This window comes from Bacillus bruguierae, from assembly GCF_037104725.1.
Taxonomy (GTDB): Bacteria; Bacillota; Bacilli; order Bacillales; family Bacillaceae_G; genus Bacillus_A; species Bacillus_A bruguierae.
Genome location: NZ_JBAWSX010000018.1, coordinates 40,724 through 64,029 on the forward strand (window position 1 = coordinate 40,724; position 23,306 = coordinate 64,029).

At 33.1% G+C, this 23,306-nt stretch carries 25 protein-coding genes and 4 pseudogenes; 11 read left to right on the forward strand and 18 right to left on the reverse strand.

Translation table 11 applies throughout. The features are described 5' to 3' along the window. Positions 1-9 precede the first annotated feature (9 nt). The 4 genes and pseudogenes from WAZ07_RS21920 to WAZ07_RS21935 form a co-directional block, all read right to left on the reverse strand. A complete protein-coding gene (locus WAZ07_RS21920) occupies positions 10-390 on the reverse strand; it encodes a CdiA family toxin C-terminal domain-containing protein (RefSeq protein WP_336474181.1) in 381 nt (126 codons plus the stop codon). A gap of 132 nt (positions 391-522) precedes the next feature. Beyond that, positions 523-999 (reverse strand): annotated as a pseudogene (locus WAZ07_RS21925) (zincin-like metallopeptidase toxin domain-containing protein); the annotation flags it as partial. Positions 1,000-1,529: 530 nt separating this feature from the next. Beyond that, positions 1,530-2,105: a hypothetical protein gene (locus tag WAZ07_RS21930; protein WP_336474138.1), complete on the reverse strand. Its 576-nt coding sequence runs from the start codon at positions 2,103-2,105 to the stop codon at positions 1,530-1,532. Then, entirely contained in the window at positions 2,095-2,760 is a 666-nt protein-coding gene (locus WAZ07_RS21935; protein ID WP_336474139.1) for a hypothetical protein, read from the reverse strand. Before WAZ07_RS21935 ends, WAZ07_RS21930 begins: the two co-directional genes overlap by 11 nt. Before the next feature lie 193 nt (positions 2,761-2,953). On the opposite strand from WAZ07_RS21935, the gene WAZ07_RS21940 reads away from it, so the two are divergent. Further along, entirely contained in the window at positions 2,954-3,274 is a 321-nt protein-coding gene (locus WAZ07_RS21940) for a helix-turn-helix transcriptional regulator (RefSeq protein WP_336474140.1), read from the forward strand. A gap of 178 nt (positions 3,275-3,452) precedes the next feature. Here WAZ07_RS21940 and cdiI read toward each other — a convergent pair whose 3' ends face one another. The 3 genes from cdiI to WAZ07_RS21955 all read right to left on the reverse strand — a co-directional run bounded on the left by cdiI (position 3,453) and on the right by WAZ07_RS21955 (position 4,936). Further along, a complete protein-coding gene (gene cdiI, locus WAZ07_RS21945; RefSeq protein WP_336474141.1) occupies positions 3,453-3,836 on the reverse strand; it encodes a ribonuclease toxin immunity protein CdiI in 384 nt (127 codons plus the stop codon). A 139-nt stretch (positions 3,837-3,975) separates the two neighbouring features. Continuing rightward, complete coding sequence (locus tag WAZ07_RS21950; RefSeq protein ID WP_336474142.1) at positions 3,976-4,170, reverse strand: hypothetical protein; 195 nt, start codon at positions 4,168-4,170, stop codon at positions 3,976-3,978. Positions 4,171-4,489: 319 nt separating this feature from the next. Continuing rightward, positions 4,490-4,936 carry an SUKH-3 domain-containing protein gene (locus WAZ07_RS21955; RefSeq protein ID WP_336474143.1) on the reverse strand — a complete coding sequence of 149 codons (447 nt, stop codon included), beginning with the start codon at positions 4,934-4,936 and terminating at the stop codon, positions 4,490-4,492. Positions 4,937-5,181: 245 nt separating this feature from the next. Here WAZ07_RS21955 and WAZ07_RS21960 point away from each other — a divergent pair, with 245 nt between their 5' ends. After that, a complete protein-coding gene (locus WAZ07_RS21960) occupies positions 5,182-5,442 on the forward strand; it encodes a hypothetical protein (protein ID WP_336474144.1) in 261 nt (86 codons plus the stop codon). Positions 5,443-5,566: 124 nt separating this feature from the next. On the opposite strand, the gene WAZ07_RS21965 is transcribed toward WAZ07_RS21960, so the two are convergent. The 3 genes from WAZ07_RS21965 to WAZ07_RS21975 form a co-directional block, all read right to left on the reverse strand. Then, on the reverse strand, positions 5,567-6,175 hold the full coding sequence (locus WAZ07_RS21965) for a pentapeptide repeat-containing protein (protein ID WP_336474145.1): 609 nt from the start codon (positions 6,173-6,175) through the stop codon (positions 5,567-5,569). A gap of 483 nt (positions 6,176-6,658) precedes the next feature. Then, positions 6,659-7,000 carry a hypothetical protein gene (locus WAZ07_RS21970; RefSeq protein ID WP_336474146.1) on the reverse strand — a complete coding sequence of 114 codons (342 nt, stop codon included), beginning with the start codon at positions 6,998-7,000 and terminating at the stop codon, positions 6,659-6,661. Positions 7,001-7,024: 24 nt separating this feature from the next. Beyond that, positions 7,025-7,756: a polymorphic toxin type 17 domain-containing protein gene (locus WAZ07_RS21975; RefSeq protein WP_336474147.1), complete on the reverse strand. Its 732-nt coding sequence runs from the start codon at positions 7,754-7,756 to the stop codon at positions 7,025-7,027. A 58-nt stretch (positions 7,757-7,814) separates the two neighbouring features. On the opposite strand from WAZ07_RS21975, the pseudogene WAZ07_RS21980 reads away from it, so the two are divergent. Both WAZ07_RS21980 and WAZ07_RS21985 read left to right on the forward strand, forming a co-directional pair. After that, positions 7,815-8,115 (forward strand): annotated as a pseudogene (locus WAZ07_RS21980) (GH25 family lysozyme); the annotation flags it as partial. A gap of 134 nt (positions 8,116-8,249) precedes the next feature. After that, the gene (locus WAZ07_RS21985; protein ID WP_336474183.1) at positions 8,250-8,579 is read left to right on the forward strand and encodes a hypothetical protein; all 330 of its coding nucleotides are present in this window, start codon (positions 8,250-8,252) and stop codon (positions 8,577-8,579) included. A gap of 137 nt (positions 8,580-8,716) precedes the next feature. On the opposite strand, the gene WAZ07_RS21990 is transcribed toward WAZ07_RS21985, so the two are convergent. From WAZ07_RS21990 to WAZ07_RS22020, 7 genes are all read right to left on the reverse strand, one after another. Next, positions 8,717-9,310 carry a pentapeptide repeat-containing protein gene (locus WAZ07_RS21990; RefSeq protein WP_336474148.1) on the reverse strand — a complete coding sequence of 198 codons (594 nt, stop codon included), beginning with the start codon at positions 9,308-9,310 and terminating at the stop codon, positions 8,717-8,719. 11 nt (positions 9,311-9,321) lie between these two features. Further along, positions 9,322-9,711 (reverse strand): hypothetical protein, encoded by a 390-nt coding sequence (locus tag WAZ07_RS21995; protein WP_336474149.1) that lies wholly within the window; start codon positions 9,709-9,711, stop codon positions 9,322-9,324. A 279-nt stretch (positions 9,712-9,990) separates the two neighbouring features. Then, the gene (locus tag WAZ07_RS22000; protein ID WP_336474150.1) at positions 9,991-10,578 is read right to left on the reverse strand and encodes a hypothetical protein; all 588 of its coding nucleotides are present in this window, start codon (positions 10,576-10,578) and stop codon (positions 9,991-9,993) included. A 106-nt stretch (positions 10,579-10,684) separates the two neighbouring features. Then, complete coding sequence (locus WAZ07_RS22005; protein ID WP_336474151.1) at positions 10,685-12,148, reverse strand: T7SS effector LXG polymorphic toxin; 1,464 nt, start codon at positions 12,146-12,148, stop codon at positions 10,685-10,687. Further along, positions 12,145-12,507 carry a DUF3958 family protein gene (locus WAZ07_RS22010; protein ID WP_336474152.1) on the reverse strand — a complete coding sequence of 121 codons (363 nt, stop codon included), beginning with the start codon at positions 12,505-12,507 and terminating at the stop codon, positions 12,145-12,147. The genes WAZ07_RS22005 and WAZ07_RS22010 overlap by 4 nt, the downstream gene beginning before the upstream one ends. 35 nt (positions 12,508-12,542) lie before the next feature. Next, complete coding sequence (locus WAZ07_RS22015) at positions 12,543-12,848, reverse strand: TIGR04197 family type VII secretion effector (RefSeq protein WP_336474153.1); 306 nt, start codon at positions 12,846-12,848, stop codon at positions 12,543-12,545. A 448-nt stretch (positions 12,849-13,296) separates the two neighbouring features. Beyond that, a complete protein-coding gene (locus tag WAZ07_RS22020; RefSeq protein ID WP_336474154.1) occupies positions 13,297-14,049 on the reverse strand; it encodes a class I SAM-dependent methyltransferase in 753 nt (250 codons plus the stop codon). Positions 14,050-14,602: 553 nt separating this feature from the next. Here WAZ07_RS22020 and WAZ07_RS22025 point away from each other — a divergent pair. Both WAZ07_RS22025 and WAZ07_RS22030 read left to right on the forward strand, forming a co-directional pair. Next, positions 14,603-16,474, forward strand: a complete 1,872-nt coding sequence (locus WAZ07_RS22025; RefSeq protein ID WP_336474155.1) for a S8 family peptidase — start codon at positions 14,603-14,605, stop codon at positions 16,472-16,474. Between the two features lie 227 nt (positions 16,475-16,701). Then, positions 16,702-16,884 (forward strand): annotated as a pseudogene (locus WAZ07_RS22030) (hypothetical protein). Between the two features lie 431 nt (positions 16,885-17,315). On the opposite strand, the gene WAZ07_RS22035 reads toward WAZ07_RS22030, so the two are convergent. Further along, positions 17,316-18,599, reverse strand: a complete 1,284-nt coding sequence (locus WAZ07_RS22035) for a hypothetical protein (protein ID WP_336474156.1) — start codon at positions 18,597-18,599, stop codon at positions 17,316-17,318. A 647-nt stretch (positions 18,600-19,246) separates the two neighbouring features. Here WAZ07_RS22035 and WAZ07_RS22040 point away from each other — a divergent pair. From WAZ07_RS22040 to WAZ07_RS22060, 5 genes and pseudogenes are all read left to right on the forward strand, one after another. Further along, complete coding sequence (locus WAZ07_RS22040) at positions 19,247-19,945, forward strand: DUF1963 domain-containing protein (protein ID WP_336474157.1); 699 nt, start codon at positions 19,247-19,249, stop codon at positions 19,943-19,945. Between the two features lie 55 nt (positions 19,946-20,000). After that, positions 20,001-20,429, forward strand: a complete 429-nt coding sequence (locus WAZ07_RS22045; protein WP_336474158.1) for a hypothetical protein — start codon at positions 20,001-20,003, stop codon at positions 20,427-20,429. A 126-nt stretch (positions 20,430-20,555) separates the two neighbouring features. Then, entirely contained in the window at positions 20,556-21,560 is a 1,005-nt protein-coding gene (locus tag WAZ07_RS22050; protein ID WP_336474159.1) for a hypothetical protein, read from the forward strand. A gap of 513 nt (positions 21,561-22,073) precedes the next feature. Continuing rightward, on the forward strand, positions 22,074-22,427 hold the full coding sequence (locus WAZ07_RS22055; RefSeq protein WP_336474160.1) for a YolD-like family protein: 354 nt from the start codon (positions 22,074-22,076) through the stop codon (positions 22,425-22,427). 669 nt (positions 22,428-23,096) lie between these two features. Beyond that, a pseudogene (locus WAZ07_RS22060) lies at positions 23,097-23,284 on the forward strand (hypothetical protein). Positions 23,285-23,306 lie beyond the last annotated feature (22 nt).

Below are 23,306 nucleotides of genomic sequence, written 5' to 3' on the forward strand. Positions count from 1 at the left end.
CCTCGCTTTTTAGTTAGTTGGAAAAAAGGAAGTTATCTTTCCATTTTCAAAATACCCGTTCCATTTTACACCGTTAGAGTCTATCCCAATCCATTCACGAGGAATAACACCAGAGGATTCTTTTGAAAGCGCGTCATTCGCAGCTTCCATACCCTTTTCTACAAACTCCTTATCGGACATAAGTTTTGGATCATATATAGTTTTCCTATGCACTTTTGTTCCATAAATTCCTGGACCCTTTGGATTACCAGCCATATCTAGTTCAGGCATATTGTACTCTACTTCAGTAACCCCTTTAACTTCATTTCCGTTCACATCATACACCTTTTTCTTGCTAACAATTTTTACATCATATTTATAAAATTCATCAGCATTATGTGAACCAACTATACCTTTTCAATTTGGATATGGCTTTCCATTAGCATCAGTAAATTCTCTATTTTTCAGATGATTCTCCAATTCAGAAGTTGATTTAAGTTTACCTTCATCACCAGTACCCTCACCCTTAAAAAATTGATAGTTTGATAGCTTTTCCTTAATTTGTTTAAAGACATTACTATCTGAGAAAGAGTCTACAATATTTGCACCTGCAAGAGCAAATTCATTTTTTGGTATGAGAATACTATTCAACCTGTCAACGAATTGCCTATACTTATCGGAATTCATTACATTTTTTACACGTTGTATGATGTTTACACTTTCTCTAAGTTTTGAGACTTCACCCAACTTTGAAACTGTACCTAATGTTGAAATTTTATCTGCACCTTTTGTTCCTGCCACTAATTGAACAGCTGCTAGCTCGACTTGGGCCTCTACATTTCCAAACCATTTAGCTCTGCTATTCCAATCTCCATTTACAACCTCTCGATTCCATGAATTAGAAATAGATTGTGTTATAGCATCGTATGCTTCGTCTAGGTGAGAAAGGACATACATAGCGCTTTCAAAACTATCTATTGGATGTAAAAGTGTATTTGCCAATCCTTTGAGTTTGTCTAATCTGCTACTAACTGGACTGTTCCATTTTTCATTGCACCTTTCAATATTAGTTCAGCATCCTCTTTAGAATCCTCTAAAATTTTTGCTCCATTACCTCTAGTTGCCGATAAATGCTTTGGCTTGACATATGCATCGTTAATATTAAATCACTGGTTAAATATCGAAAAGGAACATAGCAAAAACTACGTGGATAAATATGATGTGAAAAATAGTATATTAATTAAAGACTGTGATTAACCTTCAAATCTACACTAAAAAAGCGCTGATATTCCTTATATCAAGCGCCTATAAATATTGAAATGTATTCATAATGGAAACCACCTATAGCATTCATCCGATTACTAAAGTCGTTTACTAATTGAACGATCTTCCACCTTCTTAAACTCCCATAAGCATACCCCACAAGGAAAATTCATCCTATGGGGTACACTTCACTTCTGTTAGTTTATTAAAGAGGGGCTCCCTTTTCAATAAGACTATGTTTTCGAACTGTAACTATTTAACACTACTATTATAATTTTCTTCTTAGACTAGTCATTGTCTTTAATTATCTGAATAATCTTCTTACATTTCTTTAACCAGTTTAATGCGGTCTCTTTTGTAATCTCTCCAACATAACATGTCTTATATCCATGTAAGAACTGGTCATAAGTTATAAATTGATTTTCATCTTCCAGTTCATCAAAATGCCATTTATATATTGGTGTAACTTCTATAAAAATTTTATTATCCATATTATAAAGCCAAGTATCATATTCCTTTGTTCCCCAAAGATGATGTTTTAATCCTACCCAAACATTATCTTCATAAACTAACCATTGATTTTCATCATGATAGTATTCATTACACAAGTATCCTATTTCCTTACCTATTAAAGACTCATGGAAATTCAACTTATTCTCTATTACTTTCTCTAAAAGATTATTTAAAGCTGAAATTGCTTCAATAATAAAATCATCACCATATAGTTTATGTTCAAGTACACTAGATTGTATTAAAATTTCTATCTCATCATATCTATAAATATCAATTTCTTTACATGGAAGTTTCATCATTATTTTTTCATCTATACTGATAGGAAAAACGATTATATCATCAGTTACCATTTATTATCTTTCCTTTCTTATTCACTAACCCTGCTTTTTGCAATGCTGAACGCATTGCTGGATTTAACTCATCCCAAGACCTTACGTGACCATGAAACACTCCTGGAGTAGTTTCATCTAATATAACTATTTCACCATTACTTACACTCACTCTACGAGTCGTTGTACCTGGAGAGATTGGAATAGAATTATCCAGTGCATTTTGGCCATCTATAGGAGCTCTATTTTTCTTACCCCGATTTGTTTTTCCATGATAAGGAGCGTTTTCAAAAGTTCCATTTGGTCCAGATTTAGCCCCACTGACTCCTTTAACTCCACCACCAGAAGAAGACTGGAACCTTTGAAGAGTATCAATACTATTTTGAACGTTATTATGCCAGACAAATGTTCCAGGTGTAGCAACACCCGCTCCGGCCACTATAAGAACTGCATTAGCTGGAAGAGCAATTGGTGATGCTGCCCCAACAGTTATTCCTTCTAACAATACGGTTCCAATATTAGATCCTGTTGCGAGAGCACAACCACCTAAAATTTCTACAATAGACCACACTCCTGATAAAACATTTCCCGTAAGCTTTCCAGTTTGATAAGCTCGCTTGCTTTCTAACTCATCGCTTACAGGTGGTGTTAGTCCAACAACGTTTTTGACAATCAAAATGTAAAAAACTTGAGAAAATTCTTTGATAAATTCCCAAGCACCGATAGCTGCTTTTTAATATCATGGTTTATTGACTTCTTGCTCTTGTAAAGACACTAACAAAAATATTAAAAAACTACGAACTGAACAAAACATTACACAGAAGGAACCTGTTGAAAAACTCGATATGAATATTTAAAGTATTTGACAGATGGAAAGAGGGATTTATAAGCCATCAATTGAGAAATTAGTAGAATTAAGCGATATTCTTAATGTAACGCTAAATGATATTTTAATGAAGGATTATGAATACTATCAGTGGAAAGCAGAACATTTTACAGCGCTCAATAACCCTGTAACTGATATTGTGGATATTATGGATACTGTAAAAAATTTAAGGGCTAAAGCCCAACTTACGCGAGAAAAAAATAATAAAATCGAAGAACGTGCTTATCTTGACCAAATCATTGGCATTTTCGCTTGGCGAAATGATCATATAGATAAAATCGCCAACCATCTTTACTACAAATGACTAAACGAAATTGTCCGCAATGGCTCTAATGAACTTAAAAATAATAAACCTATGAACAAAAGAATTTTGAAAGATAAGAAACAAGAGAGCTTAGAGGATTAATACCTCCAATGACTCTCTTGTTGTTATTTTGTTATCTACACTACTTACAAAATTTCACACACACCTTCTACTAACTTTAAGTAATGCTTAAATTTTTTTTAATCTTTTCAATACAATTTCGAACTTCATTTTCATGTTCTGGGTGCCTTGTTAGATAGTTTAAACTAGTTTCTTTTAGAAATCGGTAAAATGTTTCGTTATCCACCACTGCATATGTTTCATCATCACTTGCGGCGGAGAAAGAAGAGAAATTAACTCCTTCTTTACCAAAATAATCATCTTCCCCTTTACTAAACTCTGTCGCAAAAGAACAACAAACGTTCGCTATCCCATATCCCTTACTCTCTCTAAAATTCCGAATCGCAGGCAAAAATTTACTATCACCAATGAGTAAAAAATAATATTTCATCTCTTCTATCTTATCTTCATACTTTTCTATATAAAAAATACTATCTTCCAAAAAATATCTCTCCTTCATGAAATTAATCAATTACAGGATAAAAATTTGTGATTAAATCCAATAAATTTTAATTTTGAATTACCTATTGTTGCATAACCTTCTATTGCATCCGTTATTGCACCTGATCTATTATTAACAATTATGCGTTTATTCTTAATTCCTTCTCCATTGCGTTTTTACCTAGTTCTATCGTTTGTGGGTTTGAAAATTTTTTTGGATTGTAAACTGTTTTAGGAAATTTGTATTCTTTCCAAACTCCAGTAAAACTCCCTTTCCCGCCATTTGCAGCCCTCATACCCCTTCCCAAAAATTCAAACTCAGTACCTCTAATCATTTCTTATAAAACTACTTGACTAATCATAATAAAAAGCTGTCTTTAATGTAAAACTTGCTAAAATTCTTAAAAGATATAATGATTACTTCTACTATGATATAAACAAAAAAACATTGAGTGGGAACAAACATCCCAAACCTTATACAATCCCAAAATACGAAAACTAGCACTTAATGATGATTGAAAAATCATTGAGCGAATTCCTGACAATCCAGATGATTTTGAAGATTAATCTATCCTTAATCCTTGTAAAAAGACAAAACCGTATAGCATTATATCCATACGGTTTTGTCTTTTATTCATGGTGATAACGATATGTTTATCCTATTTCGGGTGTATCTTTTGGGTGATATAAAGCTTCGAAAGCCTCTTCATAATTATCTCCTAAAATTGTAAGGTAATCGTCATATCCTCCATAAATTTTACCTGATGGGGACATCATTAAGATAAGTTGTTCGTTATAAGCTTCTCCTATAACAACAAGTGGCTCTTCAACTTTTTCTTCATAAGTTTCAACTCTTTCCCTATAAACATGCTCACAAGTAAGTATTGGATCAAAATGTAATTTTTCTAGTTCGTTCGGAATTTTGAAAGCTGGTTGATTTAATACTAATCCCCCAAATTGTTTCAAAAATTCTTGACTTGCCTCGCTTACAAAATAACCTTCTTCTTCAAGGATAGTAGTAAAAGGAGAAATGTCTGTCTCCCTATTGGACATCCAGTCTCCTTGTTTCAAATAAAATTCTGTTTCTTTAGATAAAGCCAAATTAATCACCTCTTTATTTAATCACTTGTTACATGTGCACCATCAATAGTGATTTTACAATTCCTACATCTTGAGAACGGTTTTCCAGTTTTAGAATCTACCGCTGCAGATGAAGCTGTTGGCAATTTGCTTTTTGAAAGTGTTGCCTTTAATTCTTCTACCCTTTCCTTAGCAGCCTCTTGTGATGCTTTAGCCCATCTACCACCCTTAACTCCACCACCAGAAGGCGAAGAAGACTGGATTTGTTGAAAAGTGTCCTTACCATTTTAGCAACTACATCCAATAAAATAACAATTGGCAAAACCTCTGCTTTTTATGATATGAAATTCGCTAAAGTACTCAAAAGATACGATAACTATCTGTGTTACGACATTTTTAAAGAAATAATTCGTGGAAATAAACAACCTCATCCTTACATCCGTGAAAAAGGCGAACAAGTTATTTTTAATGAAGATTGTAAGCTTATTGAACGTATTCCAATCAATCCTGATGATTTTGAAGATTAATTATATAACAGATAACAAAGAATAGCCCACAATGATTAATTGTGGGCTATTCTTTGTATCCTAGCTTCAAATCACAAAACGCAACAAATTAATTACTCACTAAAAATTGTAATAAATTAAAAGTTTATTCTAAAAAAGCCTTTATTTCATTACTTGATAGTCCATTTTTTAATTCCCCATCTATTGTAATACTTGAATCTACAAAATGCACTTCATGAAAGTTAGTAACATTTTGGAATGTCGAATCCTCAAAATGACAATTAATAAAGTGTACATTTTTAAATGTTGAATTATTAAATGTTGATGATAAAAACTTTACATTCTCAAATTTTACATTTGAAAATATCGATTCATCCAAATAACATCGTTCAAGTTTAGAATCTTTTAATATTACATTTAAAAACTGGGATTCATAAAATGATGTTCTAAATGAATCCAATTCACCTAGATTTGTTGAATTGAAAATCGAATAGTCAGCTTTGCCTTTTCTAAATGTATTTTTTAAAAATATACATTCATTAAATGTACTACCACATATCGATGCTCCACTTAAATATACATTTGAAAAGTCACAACTATTAAATACTACTTCTAAAAAACTGCTGTTGTTCAAATCATATCCTGTGAATACAATTCCATTAATAAAAGTATCTTGATAAATCAGCTCGCATACTTCATTGGATTGTCCCATTGAAAATTCAGTGTATTTTTTAAGCTGTATATATATATCCATTTCATCACCATCCTAAGGCCATACAACTATTTTATCTGTTAGGCCTTGATCTGTAATTTCTTGCAAAAGCTCTGCCTTATTAACTTCACTTAAATTTGAGACATCAAGCATTACATTTTCACTCTCACTTAGGGATTTATTAATGGATCTCATGGAACTTGAAAGGCATATAGCCCATCAAGGATTAAAAATAAATATTATTTTATTCCACTTTGTTGAAGTGACCAATACGATGTGGATAGAACAATTCTAACTGCCTTGTCACAAAATTCCAAACCATTACTTGATCTATCTTTATTAAATGATGTGAAGCATCCTACATCATTTCATGGTACTTTCGATTCTCTTTAACTTTTTTCATGGAATATGTAATATACATAAAAACTCTCCTCGCTTCATTTCATTCACGAGGAGAATATATCGGAATTTTTAGTTTTTGTCTATCGACTAGATTGTTTTTCAACAGTATGAAATAAATATTATTTATTCAAAGTCTTCAAACCAACAAGTAATAAATTTCACCTTATCATTGAAAAAAATTGTGCCAGCATTATCAGCAGTTGAACGAGCAGTAATTCTTCCCTTATTCCAAGACCATTTATTCAAGATTTTTTCAAGTATACTTTCTGCTTTCCCCATATCAAGAACGTTTGATGTTTCTATATTACACACAATCTCAAACCAACCATCAATTTTCCAATAGGGCTCGTTTGAATCTAAAACATACGAAGTAATATAAGTGTCAATTTTCTTGATTAACTCTTGTAATATTACTAATGCCTCGTCATTATCCTGACATTCTACAAATAAGCTAAGTTGGAACATAAACATAGTCCCTCCCATAATATATTAGTGTGAAATTGTTCCATCTGGTGCAACATTAATGTACTTTTTCCCATTTTTCGTATATTTCCCCCACTCCTTCATTCCTTTCTCAGAAAGTTGCACATCCCATTCAAATTCAAAATTCTTTTTAGGATCACCATGATATGGACCTTCCTTCCATACATTACCGAATTTATCTACATATCCCTTAAGCTGTTTATTAAGTTTAACTTCTTTTCCTGAAATAAATCTAAAACGCCCATTATTAGATAATCCAGCTTTTGTCATTGGATTGGTGATATTCTTTTGATACTCTACTCCCCTCTGTTGTTTACGTTTGTAATATCCCCCATAAGTATCATTACCCTTACCTCCACTAGAAGACTGGAACCTTTGAAGAGTATCAATACTATTTTGAACGATATTATGCCAGACAAATGTTCCATGTGTAGCAACACCCGCTCCGGCCACTGTAAGAACTGCATTAGCTGGAAGAGCAATTGGTGATGCTGCCCCAACAGTTATTCCTTCTAACAATACGGTTCCAATATTAGATCCTGTTACAAGAGCACAACCACCTAAAATTTCTACAATAGACCACGCTCCTGATAAAACATTTCCCGTAAGCTTTCCAGTTTGATAAGCTCGCTTGCTTTCTAACTCATCGCTTACAGGTGGTGTTAGTCCAAAAACGTTTTCGACAATTGCAATGTCCAAACCTTGACCAAATTCGGCAACACCTTGTAGAAATTCCAAAGCAGCGGTAGCTGTTTTTTGATACCATGGTCTATCAACTTCTTATTCTTGTAAAGCTGACGCATTATTCTGGGTTGCCGATGTTGAAGTGAAAACAATGGACAACATGCAAGCCGGTACACAAGCTTTTATTGATGAATTACGTCGTTTAGGCGCAAAGGTTGGGCACCACACATACGAATCCTTTGGTGCAGCAAACGTTAGTGCCGATTTCATTTGGATTCCACGCTATGGAGAAAACAAGCCAGCTTATCCATGTGACATTTAGCAATATACTGAAACAGGATATGTAGAAGGTATTGGTAAGTGTGATTTAAATAAACTTATTGGAGACAAGGCTTTATTTTGGTTTACCGGTAAGAAAAGGAAGCTTTCGGAAGAGAATGAAAGTGTTGTTTTACCTCCAGAGTGGCAAACAAATAATTTAGAATACGTTACTGTAACAGCAGATGTTGCGAATGCACGGGAAAACCCATCTACTGATGCAAAAATTATGCGCCAAGTAAAAAAAGAAAGCGGTCATGTTTATCTTGATTGGTATTGTGACGGTTCCCATTTTTGGTATAAAATTACTGAAAATAACTGGCTACGTGATGATGTAGCAAAAATTAATAAAGACGGAAAAACAACGGGTGGTGTATGGGTCAATGGTACAGAATTCAATCTTAGAAAAGGCGCTAGCACAGGTGATATTGTTGTTGAACAGATTAATAATGCTCGAGCATATGATGTACACCATCGTTATGAAAATTGGGTTTTCGCAAATTGTGATGGGTTAAAAGAAGGCTGTTGGAGGTATTGTATTTTGATGAATTATATGTAAGTTGGCTTAGATAATAAAAAGAGTCGCTCCAATACAAAAGGGACGGCTCTCTAATACTTTTACATATTCCTCTAAAGTTTAAGTTACATTGCGGTGTATTTATTATTTTGTAGCTAAATTGACTGTTTTTACTATCGCTACAAACAATTTTCTATTATCCATTTCTTTGCTTGTTCTCGTTCCAACAGGATAGGTTGCTCCAATGTACCAATATTAATACTATGAAAAAATGCCTCTTCAATTCCTTTGATATTTTCTAATGTTGCTCCACTAAATAAAGTATTTTCAAATCTTGATAAACTTATATCCACATTACTTAATCTTACATTGCTAAAGTCAGTTGATGAGAAGTTAGCATCTGACAGATTACATTCTGTTAAATTAGCATTGTTAAATAGTGCTTCCCAAAAATCACATTTGCTGAAATTAACATCTTTTAAAATTGCATTAGAAAAATTAGTATATCCCAAATCTGACTTATAAAAATCACAAGAATCTAAATTAGTTTTTTTATAAGTTGATGAACATAAAACTGATCTATAAAAATCAACATTTTTTAAATTAAGGCCATCAAAAATACACTCTGTCAAATATGACTGTTCTAACAAACTTTTAGAAAAATCTATATTTCTAAAATCGACTTCATCTAAATTTAATTGTTCTCCTTCTTTGCCAATTGTCTCAACCCATCTTTTGTGTAATTCAAACTTACTAGCAATATTATTTTCCATTTACTTCCTCCTTATGGATACCATATTATTTTATCTGCTATTCCTGCTTCATCAATTGCTTTTTTTAGTTGTTCAATATGTTCAGGTACCAAATTTCTTGTATCAATAATTACATTATTACCTTTGTCAAATTCTTTGTATATTTTATTCATAGTTCTTTGAACTGTAAAAGCACCTTTTTGGGGTGAAGTATGACCATGAGGATACGATTCAAAACTTTTCACATCCCATTTCAAACCAGTTGTTGTATCAATAAATTCTGCTCCTTTATCTGCTTGTTGGTCACGAACAATCTTTCCTAAATCTCCTCTTTCCTCTAAAGCAAGACCTACTTCTCTTTCTTTTATACCTTGAGCTTCAATTCTTCCTCCATGAGATAGATCTCTAGCTAAGTCTGCCAATTCTTCTGCTGTTCTAGAAACTTTGTTAGCCCCACTATCTCCTTTTCCTCCACCAGAAGAAGAAGACTGGATTTTTTGAAGAGTATCCTTACCATTTTGAAACGAATTACAGCTAAACGAAAAGGCCTGAGCCCGGTATAATACCCAAGCCCATGCCCAAGAAGTTGCTTAATGAAATAACCTGTCTAACTTTATGGGGTCACTTTAAAAGAGGTCGGCTTCTCTTTATCACTAAGTATAGACTTTATATCATATTTATTCTATGATGGTTATTTTGCATTAAAATTTTTTTCTATCATTTAAAGCAGCTATTTCTAGTATCTCAAGGCAAATTTTTTGCCATTGTAATAGAATATCTCTATTTACGTTAATTACATCAATAACTTGATATTGGTTTATAAATTTTTCAAAAGTCTCATACTCCTTTTCATCATCTGGATAATCACTATTCCATTTATAAACCGGGCTTACTTCAATGTATATTTTATCTTGAAAATTGTACATATATGTTTCAATACCAATATGACTAGGTGTTGACCACACTAAAAAATCTTCTGCTGGATCAATAATATCTAAATCATCGTTTGTCCATAGTTCGTGAGAATAGATGTTATGGTAATATCCAATTCCTTTCTCTTTATATTCACCTTTAATTTTAAGCTCAAAATGCAATGCTTTATTCAGGAAATAATTGAGAGTTTTTATTGCTTCAGATATAAAATCATTAACAAATAAATCATATTCGATACTGCCTTTGATATACTTTATTGATACATTATCAAATGATTTTACGTTTTTTATCTCGCATGGCAAGTGTATTTGTATAACCTGTGCTTTTGAAAATTCTAGCTCAATAATATTACACATATATTCGTTCTCCTTTTTTATCAAACCAAAATTAATACTATGTAGCTAACAAAGAAGAAGCGATTTGTTATATCTCGGTTTGATCGCTACATGTATAAAATAATTCTTATTTTAAGAAATCATTTATCATGTTTTTAGATTGCTGAGTTAACTTACCTTTTCCACCTACCTCTTTAACATATCCCGCTTTTCTAAGGGCATTTTTCATTTGGTCAGTTAGTGGTGAAAGGTTGGGATCACTACTCTTCCAAGGTCGGACATGACCATGGTAAGTACCATTTACCGTTTTATCTAATACAACAAATTCACCATTTGAATCAATTCCTACTCTTCTATCAGTCGAACTTTTTATCTCAACAGAGTTATCTAGTGCAAATTGACCGTCTTCAGGAGCTTTACTTTTTACAGAATTTCCAGTTTGTCCATGATAATCCGCATTTTTGAACTCTCCATTTTTAAACGAGTATTCAGCATTCCCCGCCCCTTTAACTCCACCACCAGAAGACTGGAACCTTTGAATAGTATCCATACTATTTTGAACTGTATTATACAATACAAATCCACCATGGCCAGCAGCAGCAACTCCAGCTACTGTAAGAACGCCATTAACCGGGACAGCAATTGGTATTGCTCCCCCAGCAGTCACTAATCCCGCTGCTAGGGTTAAAAAATTAGAGCCTCCTATGAGGGTAAGACCAGCAAACATTTCTACAATAGACCACGCCCCAGATAAAACATTTCCCGTAAGCTTTCCAACTTGAAAGGTTAGCTTGCTTTCTAATTCATCACCCATAGGTAATTCTTTCCCTATAAAGTTTTCAGCAGCTGAATTACAAATACCTTCAAAGAATTCCCAAGCACCAATAGCTGTTTTTTGGTACCATGGTCTATTGGCTTCTTGTTCTTGTAAATCCATTATTTCGTCAATTTCTCTTTCAATTTCAGCTTCACGAGCTTTTTCCTCTGCAATTTGTTGAATAGGGGCTACCCATTCCATATTCAATCCTTGCGTATTAAATGTTCCTGATACGGGGCTAAAACCTTTCCCGCTTTGAACTTCCGCAAGACCTTTCGCGATGCTCGCAGCTAGTTGGAGTGCTGTATCATAATTACTACTAGAAGTAGAATTGAATTCACGCAGATGGTTTAGTTTTTCTTGCAGCTTTTGTTTCATCATATCAAAAATACCCATCATAGCTTGCATGCCGGGAAGGGTATTACTAATTACTTCAATACCTGCTTTCGTTTGGTCAATCCCTCGCATTTGTTCTTCTATTTCTTGTTCAATAACATCTGTCGAAGCTACTTTGGATTGAAAATCGTTTGGGAAGGCATCATTTTGACGGATCAATTCTTCACACAAGTAAATAATCCCTTGGGCTAAAGGGCGGAATGTTTGAGCGAAGAATGCTTTTGCACTGTCGTAAGTTTGCCCTTGCAAAACGGCATCGAATACAAAAGCATCAATCGAATTGATGACTTGTTCCATACCTTGAATCGTTGCAGTACACATAGCATTCATACTTTGTGTCTGGGATTGTACTTCTCCTAGATACATGTTTAGACTCATGACCTCACCTCCAGTGCTAATTTTTGGCGCTGATGGTGAATGTCATTTTCTAGATTGCTTAGGTTTTGTTTTTCCTTTAGCAACGTTTCTTTTTGGTCTTCCAATTCGTGGGTAAGCTTTCGCTCAATTTGCCCTGCATCTTGACGTAAATTATGAAAAAACTGTCCTAGTTCTCTATCATTATGCCAAGTTTCTAATATACGGTCAAACAAGCGATAGCTTCGCCCTTTCCATTCATAAAAATCTACTTCCGCTTGTTCTTGCCTTTGAATCGCGCGTTGATTTTGATATTGTTCTTCAGATAGACTTCTTAATTTTTCGTTCAGTTGATTCATTTGTTTCTCTATATCTTGGCTCATCTTTTCCCTCCTACTTTTTTACGTTCACATAGGTATCAGTTAAAGGGACCTTTATTAAAGGGTAATTGTGAAAAATTGTTTTGAAGTGCGTTATCCATACGCTCGAACTCGCTAGCTACGGAATGAATGTTGCTAACGGCTTGTTGAAAGGCGCTATAAAATTGTTTCGTTAATTCCAAAGCTTGTTGATTCGCTTCTTGGGCTTTAGCGTTGACAGATAACGTTGTACGTTCCGATTTGGTTATGAATCTACTTGTGGCACTTTGAATCGTATTGGCAGCTGTTCCCATTTGCGTTGCGATTTGTCCTGCCGTTTGAAAATTACTTTGAAATTGTCCCATCGCTTGAATCCTCTCTCTCTTTTTCTGTCCAGTCTTTCTGAGTTTATTCGAAGGTCTTCATACTTCTACATAACTTTACAAACTATGAAAATTATACCATATAAAACGGGTTTTTTATGAATAAATCCCAATGATTGTATATTCATCCTCAAAGCACTTAACTGTGTTAAATAGGATAGTCGACACAGTCTTTCTGATGTAGCCTGTTTCCATCTCTTTCAAACGTTTGGACAAAGGATTAAGTTTTATTTAAAAGGTTTTCGGAAGAAGAAATTAGAATACTACTAACTGAGGTTTTACGTTATCGGAATAAATAGGAGGACTTCCACAGTGCCATCAAGTTAGGATTTTGAACTGCATGCAAAAAAAGCCGTTCTCCTATAAACTATGGAAAGCGGCTTTTGTAATGTATCATTTATTATGAACACCCCTGTTCATGTAACAAGGATTAAGATTTATTCGCTATTATCATAAAACGTTTTGAATTCGTACGAATCCCTTTTTCAGTGTTGTTTGTTGCAATAAATTTTTTCAAAATGTCAAAGTCCTCTTTCGTTTCACCAAATATTGGTATGATAGGTGTGTGTTTTAATAGAAAAATGAGGTCTTCAGGTGTTTGGTAATAGTCAGTCGCATCATACTCTAAAACTTGCACATCAGCAAAACCTGCCTGTCCTAGCTCACGGACATATTTTTCTTTTAATGTGCCATCTTTCTCCCCTAAGCATTGTCCTCTTCCAAACGCTTCTTTTAAATTCAATTTATCATGTTCGCTAACTTGCTGCGTTAAGAAGATGCCATTCTTTTTGATCACTCTTGCTACTTCTGCCGCCGTAAAAGGAGCATGACAAGTAGACACAATGTCAAAAAAAGAATGTGGAAACAGCAAATCTTCGGATTCCATTTTGCAAAATCTAACGTTTGAAACACGTGCTTTTTCCAGGTTAGACTGTGCTGTTTCTAACATTCCACTTGCATTATCAATGCCAATCATGAATAATGCAGCCGATGCAATTCTTAGTATATTCTCTCCCCCACCTGTACCAATATCGAGCAACACATCTGAGGGTTTGCATCTCCCAATTACTTCTTCATAAAAATCCCAAGTAGCACCTTCAGTTACGTATTTGAGTTTACTAAAATCCCAGCCATTTAATCTTCCGACTGTATCATAAAAGTTTTTATAATCTAATTCATTCATTTTGTATATCCACCTTCCAAAAGAGTATAAAATCTAAGGTTATAAGACTTGTTACTGAATCAAGCCCGTTCCTTACTTGAATAATGGTGACTCCCGAAACAGATTCAAAGTTTACATTTCCGAAAAAGGGCAGACTTCTCCCTTGATGGCTGGTACGCGTTTTACCCAACCCGAAAACTAATTACTTCGAACAATACGGAAAGACATCCACTTCACCCCATTTGAAAGATTATATTTATTATACTCTATTACATTTTTTGTGTATATTGTAAAATACATACTATCAGATAAATTGTTCTGTTATCATAATGCCAAAAGAAGATTTACATACAAAAACGAAACATAGCTAATTCATAATATTATTAATCTAAAACCTTTTTGTTACAAAAAAATACAGAATATAATTCCAAATTAATATGAAATATTGCATATATAAATACATTGAAGTTTATTTAGGTGCTCATTATAATTTATCTAGTATAAAGCTTTGTACGTAATTATTTTAATATTTTTAGGAAAATATTTGAAAAACAAAAAAATAGAGGGATAATGAATGAAAATTTTAAAAGGAATGCTAGTTTCTACAGTTGCAATTACAGCTTTTACGGGACTAGGAAAGACTACTCATATAGTGAGTGCTGCTTCAAACAATTCAGTAGTACAGCAAAAAGAAGCTAATGTAGAAAAAAAAGATGAAAAACAAATTATTGTAAAGTTTAAAAATGAGATCAATTTACCATATGAGGATGGTATAGAAAAGCGAATAAAACACGAAAAAAATGATGTGGTACTAGAAAACTTTTTTTCCGAATTCCCAGATTTAACATTAACTCGCTTATTTACGTCTGTAAGTCCGGAAGAAATTCAAAATCTAGATAAAAATGCGAAAACCGATAATAATAATTCATCTTCTAACCTATTAAATTATTATATAGTTCAAGCTTCAAAGAATGTACAAGCAGAAAGATTAGTAGAAAAGTTAAAACAATCACCTTTGATAGAGGATGCATACATTAAAGAACTAGAAAATTTAACACCGCCTGAAATACAGCTGCCAAATTTATCTCTTAACCCCTATGATGACCCTAGATTTGAAAACCAAGGATATCTAAAAGAGGCACCATATGGTATTAATGCACCTTATGCGTGGGGAATAAAAGGGGGAGATGGAAAAGATACAACATTTGTAGATATGGAGTATGGATGGGTATTAAATCATGAGGATTTAAAAAATCAAAATATTGAACTTATGTCTGGAATAAATACAGCAGATCACGCTGCCCACGGTACCTCAGTTCTGGGAATTGTTTCTGCGGAAGATAATCAAATTGGTAATATTGGTATCGCACCAAAAGCTACAGTAAAAGTAGTATCTCAAATTAGGAATGACGGTCGTTATAACACAGCAGATGCCATATTAAGTGCTGTAAATCATCTAAATGCTGGTGATGTTTTATTGTTGGAGGCACAATCATCTTATGTTGGATACGGCAAACAATATTTACCAGTTGAAGTGCAACCGGATATATTTGATGCGATTCGTACTGGAACAGATAAAGGGATCATAATCATAGAGGCTGGGGCAAATGGTTCAAATGATTTAGATCAATTTAAAGATATAAATGGAAAACAAGTCTTGAATCGTAATAGCAAAGATTTTAAAGATTCAGGTGCAATCATGGTCGGAGCTGGTTCATCAACCGTTCCTCACGAACGTTTATGGTTTTCAAATCATGGAAGTCGAATTGATGTATATGGGTGGGGGGAAAATGTAGATACAACTTCTGCAGAGCCAAGTAAACGTGTTACAAATTTATATACGTCTAGTTTTAATGGTACATCTAGCGCTTCACCAATTATTGCTGGGGCAGCCACTTCCATACAAAGTATCGCTAAGGAACGTTTGGGTCAACCTTATAAACCAAATGAGTTAAGAGCTATCTTAAGTAACACAAACACAGGAACACAATCTAAAAATCCATCTGTCGATAGAATTGGTGTTTTACCAGATTTGAAAGCTATATTATCAAATTTGGGATTTAAATCAAACGCATCTGATTCAGAATCAGAACATCCCCAGACTGGACAAATAACAGAACAAGAGCCAAATAATCAGCCTATACAGGCAAATATATTAGATTTTAATGCAACTATTAAAGGAAATCTTAATGACAATGATAATGTAGATGTGTACACTTTTAATATTGATTCCCAACGCAATATTGATATTTCTACATTAAATGAAAAACAGATTGGAATGACATGGACACTTTATCATGAGTCAGATCTACAAAACTACGTAGCATATGGACAAAATGATGGTAATATGATCAAAGGAAAATATGAAGCGAAACCAGGGAAATATTATTTATACGTCTACAAGTATGAAAATAAAAATGGATCGTATTCATTAAACGTAAAATAGATTTTATGCATAAAGGAACTCCAAAAATGAACTGTACTCCAATTGTTAGACGCAACTAACAATTGGGGTGCAGTTTTTTATGACCAAATCTCCTATCATTCTCGGAGATTGATTTGCAGCGTAAACATCTATTAAGTTGCTTTCATGATACGAAATCAACTGTATTATTACATTTTCTGTGAGTTACTTTGCACCTCACATCACGATTGCTCTCTCTACCCCCTAATATGCAATATTGCATATCAAAATGTATTGATAAAAATGTAAGCGCTTACTATAATAAGAGTATAAAGATAAAATCTTAACACAAAAAAAGAGGAGGAAATCATATGGCAATCGCAATGGCAGTTTTAAAATTTATCGGTGGAGTACTTCCATTCGTACAAGAGCTTTTAAAAGCATTTATGTAAGTTCATTATTCAGCAATTATTTATAAAAATTATCATACAAGTGATCTGTATATCAAAGATGAATTGATGTGCAGATCACTTGTGTGAGCAAAGTCCCTTTAGGTGAAGGGGCTTTTTTTGATTCCTAGATATATAGATTGCTGATAAGTGGGGGTATGTTAACTGATAACCGCCTATAAGGGATATACTCAGGAATTCCATAAAGGTATTCCCTTTGTGCTGTAGTAAGAAGTTCTCTCGTTTTTAACTTCCTATTCTCCTTTTTTTATAGAGTGGAACAATGGTCTTGCAATTTAACCTTAAAAAGCCCCTCTTACTTCTATGCTTGTTTCAAGAAAAAACATAAAATATAACAAAACCCACAAAGAGATTCTTCTCTGTGGGTTTTTGTCATTTCAAAGGAGCTTGGGGGAAGCTCGATTTGATTAATTTTATTTTTCTAACACATCTGAACGAACTAGTTTTAAATCATCTGTTTTAATTGCACCTGTTGAAGTAGATGATGGTTTAACTGTCGTAGCTGTATCCCAATACCCTCCACCTTGCCAGAACTGTGCGAAAGGTGAATTGATAGTTTTATTTACAACTCCAGCAACTACAGAACCTGGTTTTAAGCTATATTCAGCAGTAACTTGGTATAATGCAGCTGTAATTGTTCGATCTGAATCGTTAGTCAAACTAAATTTACGTGATACCGTTTGTTCTTCACTTAGAGAGATGCTTGTACCAAATGTACTTTGGAACTCATAACTTGCTCCAACTTCAAAAATATCTTCAATACCCACGCCAGCATTTACACCTACAGTGTGAGCAAATGATTGTGATTGTTCTTTCGTCATCCCTGTTTTGATGTCAAATGTTACTTCATATCCTGTATTTTTAGCTGGAATGGATGCTGATCCACCAGGGACTTTCTTAAGGTATTTCTTTTCAGTTAATTCAGCATCTTTTAGTGGATTAAATGGTGTCTTCGCTGAATAACCAATTGTTACAGCCTTTTCAGCGCCCCAATTATTGTCACCCCAAATGACTTGGATTCCAAGCTCATCTAAACTTTTCTTTCCAAATTCCTCTAGAATAGCTCTTTTTAAGCCACCTTCACCTTGGAAAAATTCTGGTAACCAAAATGAATCTTCAGCTTCACTTTTTTCGTAGTATTTAGATTGTAATATTTTTTGTACATCAGGATCATTTGGATCTTGCGCATATCGAGTTTGGAAAAAGTTTTCTAATGTTTCCAAAACAAGTCCTTTTACAAAAGCCTCTCCATAAGTGCTTCCAAAATACTCTTCTATTTGAGATTGACTATATCCCATGAATTGTAAATCATAATAAAATCTTGGTGGTGGATCCATATGCTTTAGCTCTTTATTTCTCCAATCCCCAATAATTTTGTTGTTATTTTTATAAAAATAATCTAAATATACATATTGAAGCGGTTTTGCGTCCTTAATATGAGGCGGTGTAACAGATGGAAAATTCGCTCTAATAATATTATTATTGATATAATTCGCATCAAATTCTTGATTTACAACGGAATTTTCTTCAGATACTTGTCCCTCTTTAAGATTTAATGATGGGTTTTCTTTTTCAACAGAAGTAATGGCACTAGAAGCTGAAGATACTGTACTTGCTTCTGCTTTTAAAGAAATAACTGGACTTGCTAGAACAGCAAATGCTAATGCTGCTGGAATTACTTTTTTCTTATAATTCATATTCTCTCTCCCTTTCTTTCATCATTTCTACAAGATTACAAAAATGAAATTATACTGTACATTGCTTATACTTTTTACTTCGGCTTAAAATAAAACTATTTCCACTACAGTTATCTTAGTATACAAATCTTTCAATTTACTTTCATAAATATTACAAAAGTCTTTCAACCGTATTATTTCTTTCATCAGGACGACCCAAAATACCAAATCCCCCTTGTACATTTCAACTAGCGATTTTGCAATAGCTAGTCTGGGTTCAGTGCTTCAGTAGCATAACCTTTGTCAAATCATAAGAAAAGCGATCCTTCCTATTGAAGAATCGCCCCCGATCTTTAAGCAATCTTTTTCAAAAGCTTTCGATTGAATAAGATATAGATTACTGTTTAAATGAAAAAAAGCATTTCTGACTTAACTAAAATGTGTCCCTATGACTATACTAACCTTAAGGAGATGCTACAATCTTAGTAGTACCTCTACTTATTATTTCTACACAAATAGGTTGTATACAAAGTTGAAATCTTGCTAGAAAAACCAACTTATTGGTGAAGTAACTGGGCCAAAAGTTGTTATAAAAACATCCACTATTGTTACAATATAATTACCATTCAAAAGAAACAACTACATATACATTCAGGAGGAGAAATACTTTGGAAATAGATAATATTAAAAATATCCTAAGAAAAAAAGCAACTATCTTTCAAACAGGTGGAAAAAGACCCGATTTATCTATAAATGAAAGTTGGATTGGAAAGATTCCTTATTCATTGCCAAATGAAACGTACCCAATCGACCGTTATCAAGACAAAATGTATGCGATCATGATGCTTAATTTAACTCAAATACCTTTTGTTCCAGAAGCATTAAAAGATATGAAAGTCATCGCAGTATTTCTTTCTCCAAACTATGATAAAGATTTGTCCAACTTATCAGGAAATTTTTGTATTAGAGAATATGATTCTTTAGAGGAATTAGTACCAAATGAAATGTCACTTACGTTTCCAAATTTAAAACCTTTTCCTTTAATACCAAAATTAGTAACCGATGAGTTTCCAAAATGGGATACGGATGATTTCCCTAATAACATGCAAGATAGAATTTTTGAACTTGAAAACACAATTGGAATTGACTACTACGAGGATATGTTTGAAGAAAATCGTTATATACACAAATTAGGAGGCTATGCTTGCTTTGCTCAATCAGGTATCCAATGGCCTGCGGATTATGAATTTATTTTTCAAATAACAGAAGATCCAAAAGCAAAGTTTGGGATTATTCATGGCGGCGGTATTTACTTTGCCAAAAATAGTAAAACAAATGATTGGATCGCACATTGTGATTTCTTGTAGGAATAGAATATGAAGGGACCACGTTTTTACTACCTAAAAAAAGAGGTGATTATGATTGAAAAAATTTTTAGTGGCATTCGTATATACTATATTAAGTCTATTAGTTTCAATGAATATACTTCAACTGTACTATAATCAAGATATTTGGAGAGAAGAAGATTATGTTAATGCTTTTATTCATAGCTTTATTAATGCTATGCAAATGACAGTTGTTGTTTTGTATATTGGAGTTCCTATAATTTTACTTGGGTGTGTTCTCGGAGAGTTATTATTTAGATATATCATTTTACCTAATAAACTACATTTTAGCATTTCTTTACTACTATACATCCTTCTAGGCACAGGAATTGTATTTGTATTTTGGATTGTACTAGGGGCAAATACAACGAACATATTTACTATTGAGATGATGCCATATATGGGGCTGACTGCTATTTGTTCTATTACATTTTTCGTGAGCAGAACCATGTATGAACGAAAATGATAAATCTATACCCATAACGAGTCAAAAACGCTATTCTTTTTGAAAAAATATACAGAAAAGATGACTTTGAATTTGCTGCACAACTAGGGATCATTTCTTACGTAAGGAAGGGGTATAAGGGGTTATATGAAGAGAATGAAAAATATAATGTTGTTAGTGGTATGTTTCTTATTTTTAAGTGGTTGTAATTATAAAAATGAAGATCAGATAAAAAAATATATAAAGAAAAAACATGGCATCGATGTTGTTGTAACAAATTGGGGCGCTAGGGGCGCTATAGATGCAGGGGATATGGGACATACATATCATACTGTTCAAGCAAAAAACAACAAAAATATGCAATTTCGAGTAGAGGTAGATGGTATCTTCTATTCAACAATCCAAGGTGATGAATACCAATATGGAAAAAATACATATGAGGAATATAAGAAATTCAAACCAATTTTAAGAGAGATTAAAAAGTTAGGCTACGAGGAATTTGAAAAAGAAAATGCTCTTCAGTATACACTTGAATATGATAATAAGGGAGGAAAACCAACTGATGAGTTGTTATTAACTTTAAAAACAAGTAACAAGATGGATTATAGTCAATTTGAATCGGCAGAATTAGATCGTTTATATGCTCTATTCCAACTCATTCAGAAGAGTAATAAGAAGATAACAGAACTTAAAATTAAGGATTATAATGGTGAAGATATAGGTTTCCCTTTTTATAATGTGCAAAAAGTTATAACGAAAGAAGAACTGCTCCTAAAAATGAAAAACACTTTAGACAGTTATTGGACATATTTGATTCAAACCCAAACAAAAGTAGTAGACAGATTAAAAGAAGTTCAAAGCGACCGTTTTGTATTTAAAGATATTACTTGTTCACATCCGAAAGATGGGGAGTGTCCGGGGTATAAAGTGAATTTAGTTATTAGTAGTACGGAATTTAAAAACGATCCCCCTTTAATTGAGGATTTGACAAAGGTGACCACTATCCTTAAAGAGGAACTATACAATAAAGAATTTACCATATGTTTAACCAACAAGGATGGAACAAGATATAAATCCTGGTTATCATCAGAAGAAATCAAACAAAGTAATAACATCGAAGAACTTGTAAAAAAACGGTATCCCGAGGAATAAATCTAAAGCACTTTTTACATTTGTTATTTGGTGTGAACGCATGATATAAGTTAGTAAAATAAATCATTTGTATTAATAGTGTAAGAGCATATTTTGAAATATGCTCTTTCTTTTTATGCATTTGCTAAGATCAATAACATGACTAAATCTACTTTTATGTATTGTCAAACGGAAAATAAATGAAATTCCCCTTTCAAAAGAACATAAGTTCGTATATAATAAGAACAAACGTTCCAATTCATAGGAGTGATTACTTTGTATGACTATTCTCTATTACCAAGCTGCCACTCCAACCGCGGAAACATATATGAGATGTTCGAATTCCATAACAAGATTAGCTCTACAATAAGATTTTCACCGATATTCTATTAACAATTGTTCTCTAGATATGAAACAAACAGCAAATATATTAACAATTACAGTGGATGGTAAAAATTCGATTCTGAGAGGTGTAAGTTACATGCAAGGGACTACACAACATGTTAGAAACACATGATTAGGAGGAAATAAAACATGAATAACGCAAATATGCCAAAAGATAGGAAAATGGTGAAATGGAGTCCGTTTTCTGCAATACCAGAACAATTTACTGGAATCCGCAAAATTATTGAAGAAAAAACGAAAATATCACGACCAGTATTAACAAAAGAGGCGAAAGAGAGAATTGAAAACAAGTTATTATGCTCATTCCTTTCAGAAGAAGAAATATTAATTACTTATTATGAGGATGGTCATCTACTTACAAACTATATAACTGTAGTTGGCATAGATCCTTTGAACAACTCTGTAATATGTACAGACGCATTTTATCATAAAATGACTTTTAAGTTTATTGACATTATTGATGTGCAAGAAATAAATGTTTGAAAATTCATACCTTTCTCTTCATATATGATATTATAAATATATATCACTTCATTTCGTTTACTAGGGGGATTATTTTAGTGTTTTGGAAAATATTTTTTCTTTGTGCTAGTTTAATATTGAATATATGTGCGTTTCCTGTCGCAATGTTTCTTGGTACAATGGCAACAGATGCTCCTGGAAGCGGTCTTACCGAATTTTCCATTGGATTCTTTATGATTCAGGGAATCCCTCTTATTTTACTCATCATTAGCATATTTTGTTTGGTAAGGAAGCCGAAAAGTAATCAGAAATCCAATTGAATGTATTGTAAAAACAATAAAAACTGTAAATAAAGGTTTACTCCTCATACATATATGTATTGCGCAATTCTATTTTCTAGTTATAGCATAAAAATAGGAATCAAGTGGTTCAGACTCAATTCTTGTGGTGAAATCATTTGCCAACAGAATACCTAGTAAAAGAATCCTGTTTTGTGCAGGGTTCTTTTACTTTGCCTTTAACATGAAGTGTAATACTATATAAGCCATCTTCCGTGTGGAACATCCTCTTTAATGTATATAAAGAAATTTATCGGAATAGGCCCAATATATATAAAGTTACACAAAAAATAATATTTGCTACAATTGTATTGATGTGTATCATTTGATATTTCGTTCATCGTACCCAAATATGCAATATTGCATATTAAAAAGTATTGATAAAATTGTAAGCGCTTACTATAATAAAAGCATAAGGATTAACCACATCTTAGCACCTACGAAAGAGGAGGAAATATTATGGCAATCGCAATGGCAGTTTTATCATTCTTAGGTGGAGTAATTCCATTAGTTCAAGAACTTTTAAAAGCATTTATGTAAGTTCATTATTCCGCAATTATTT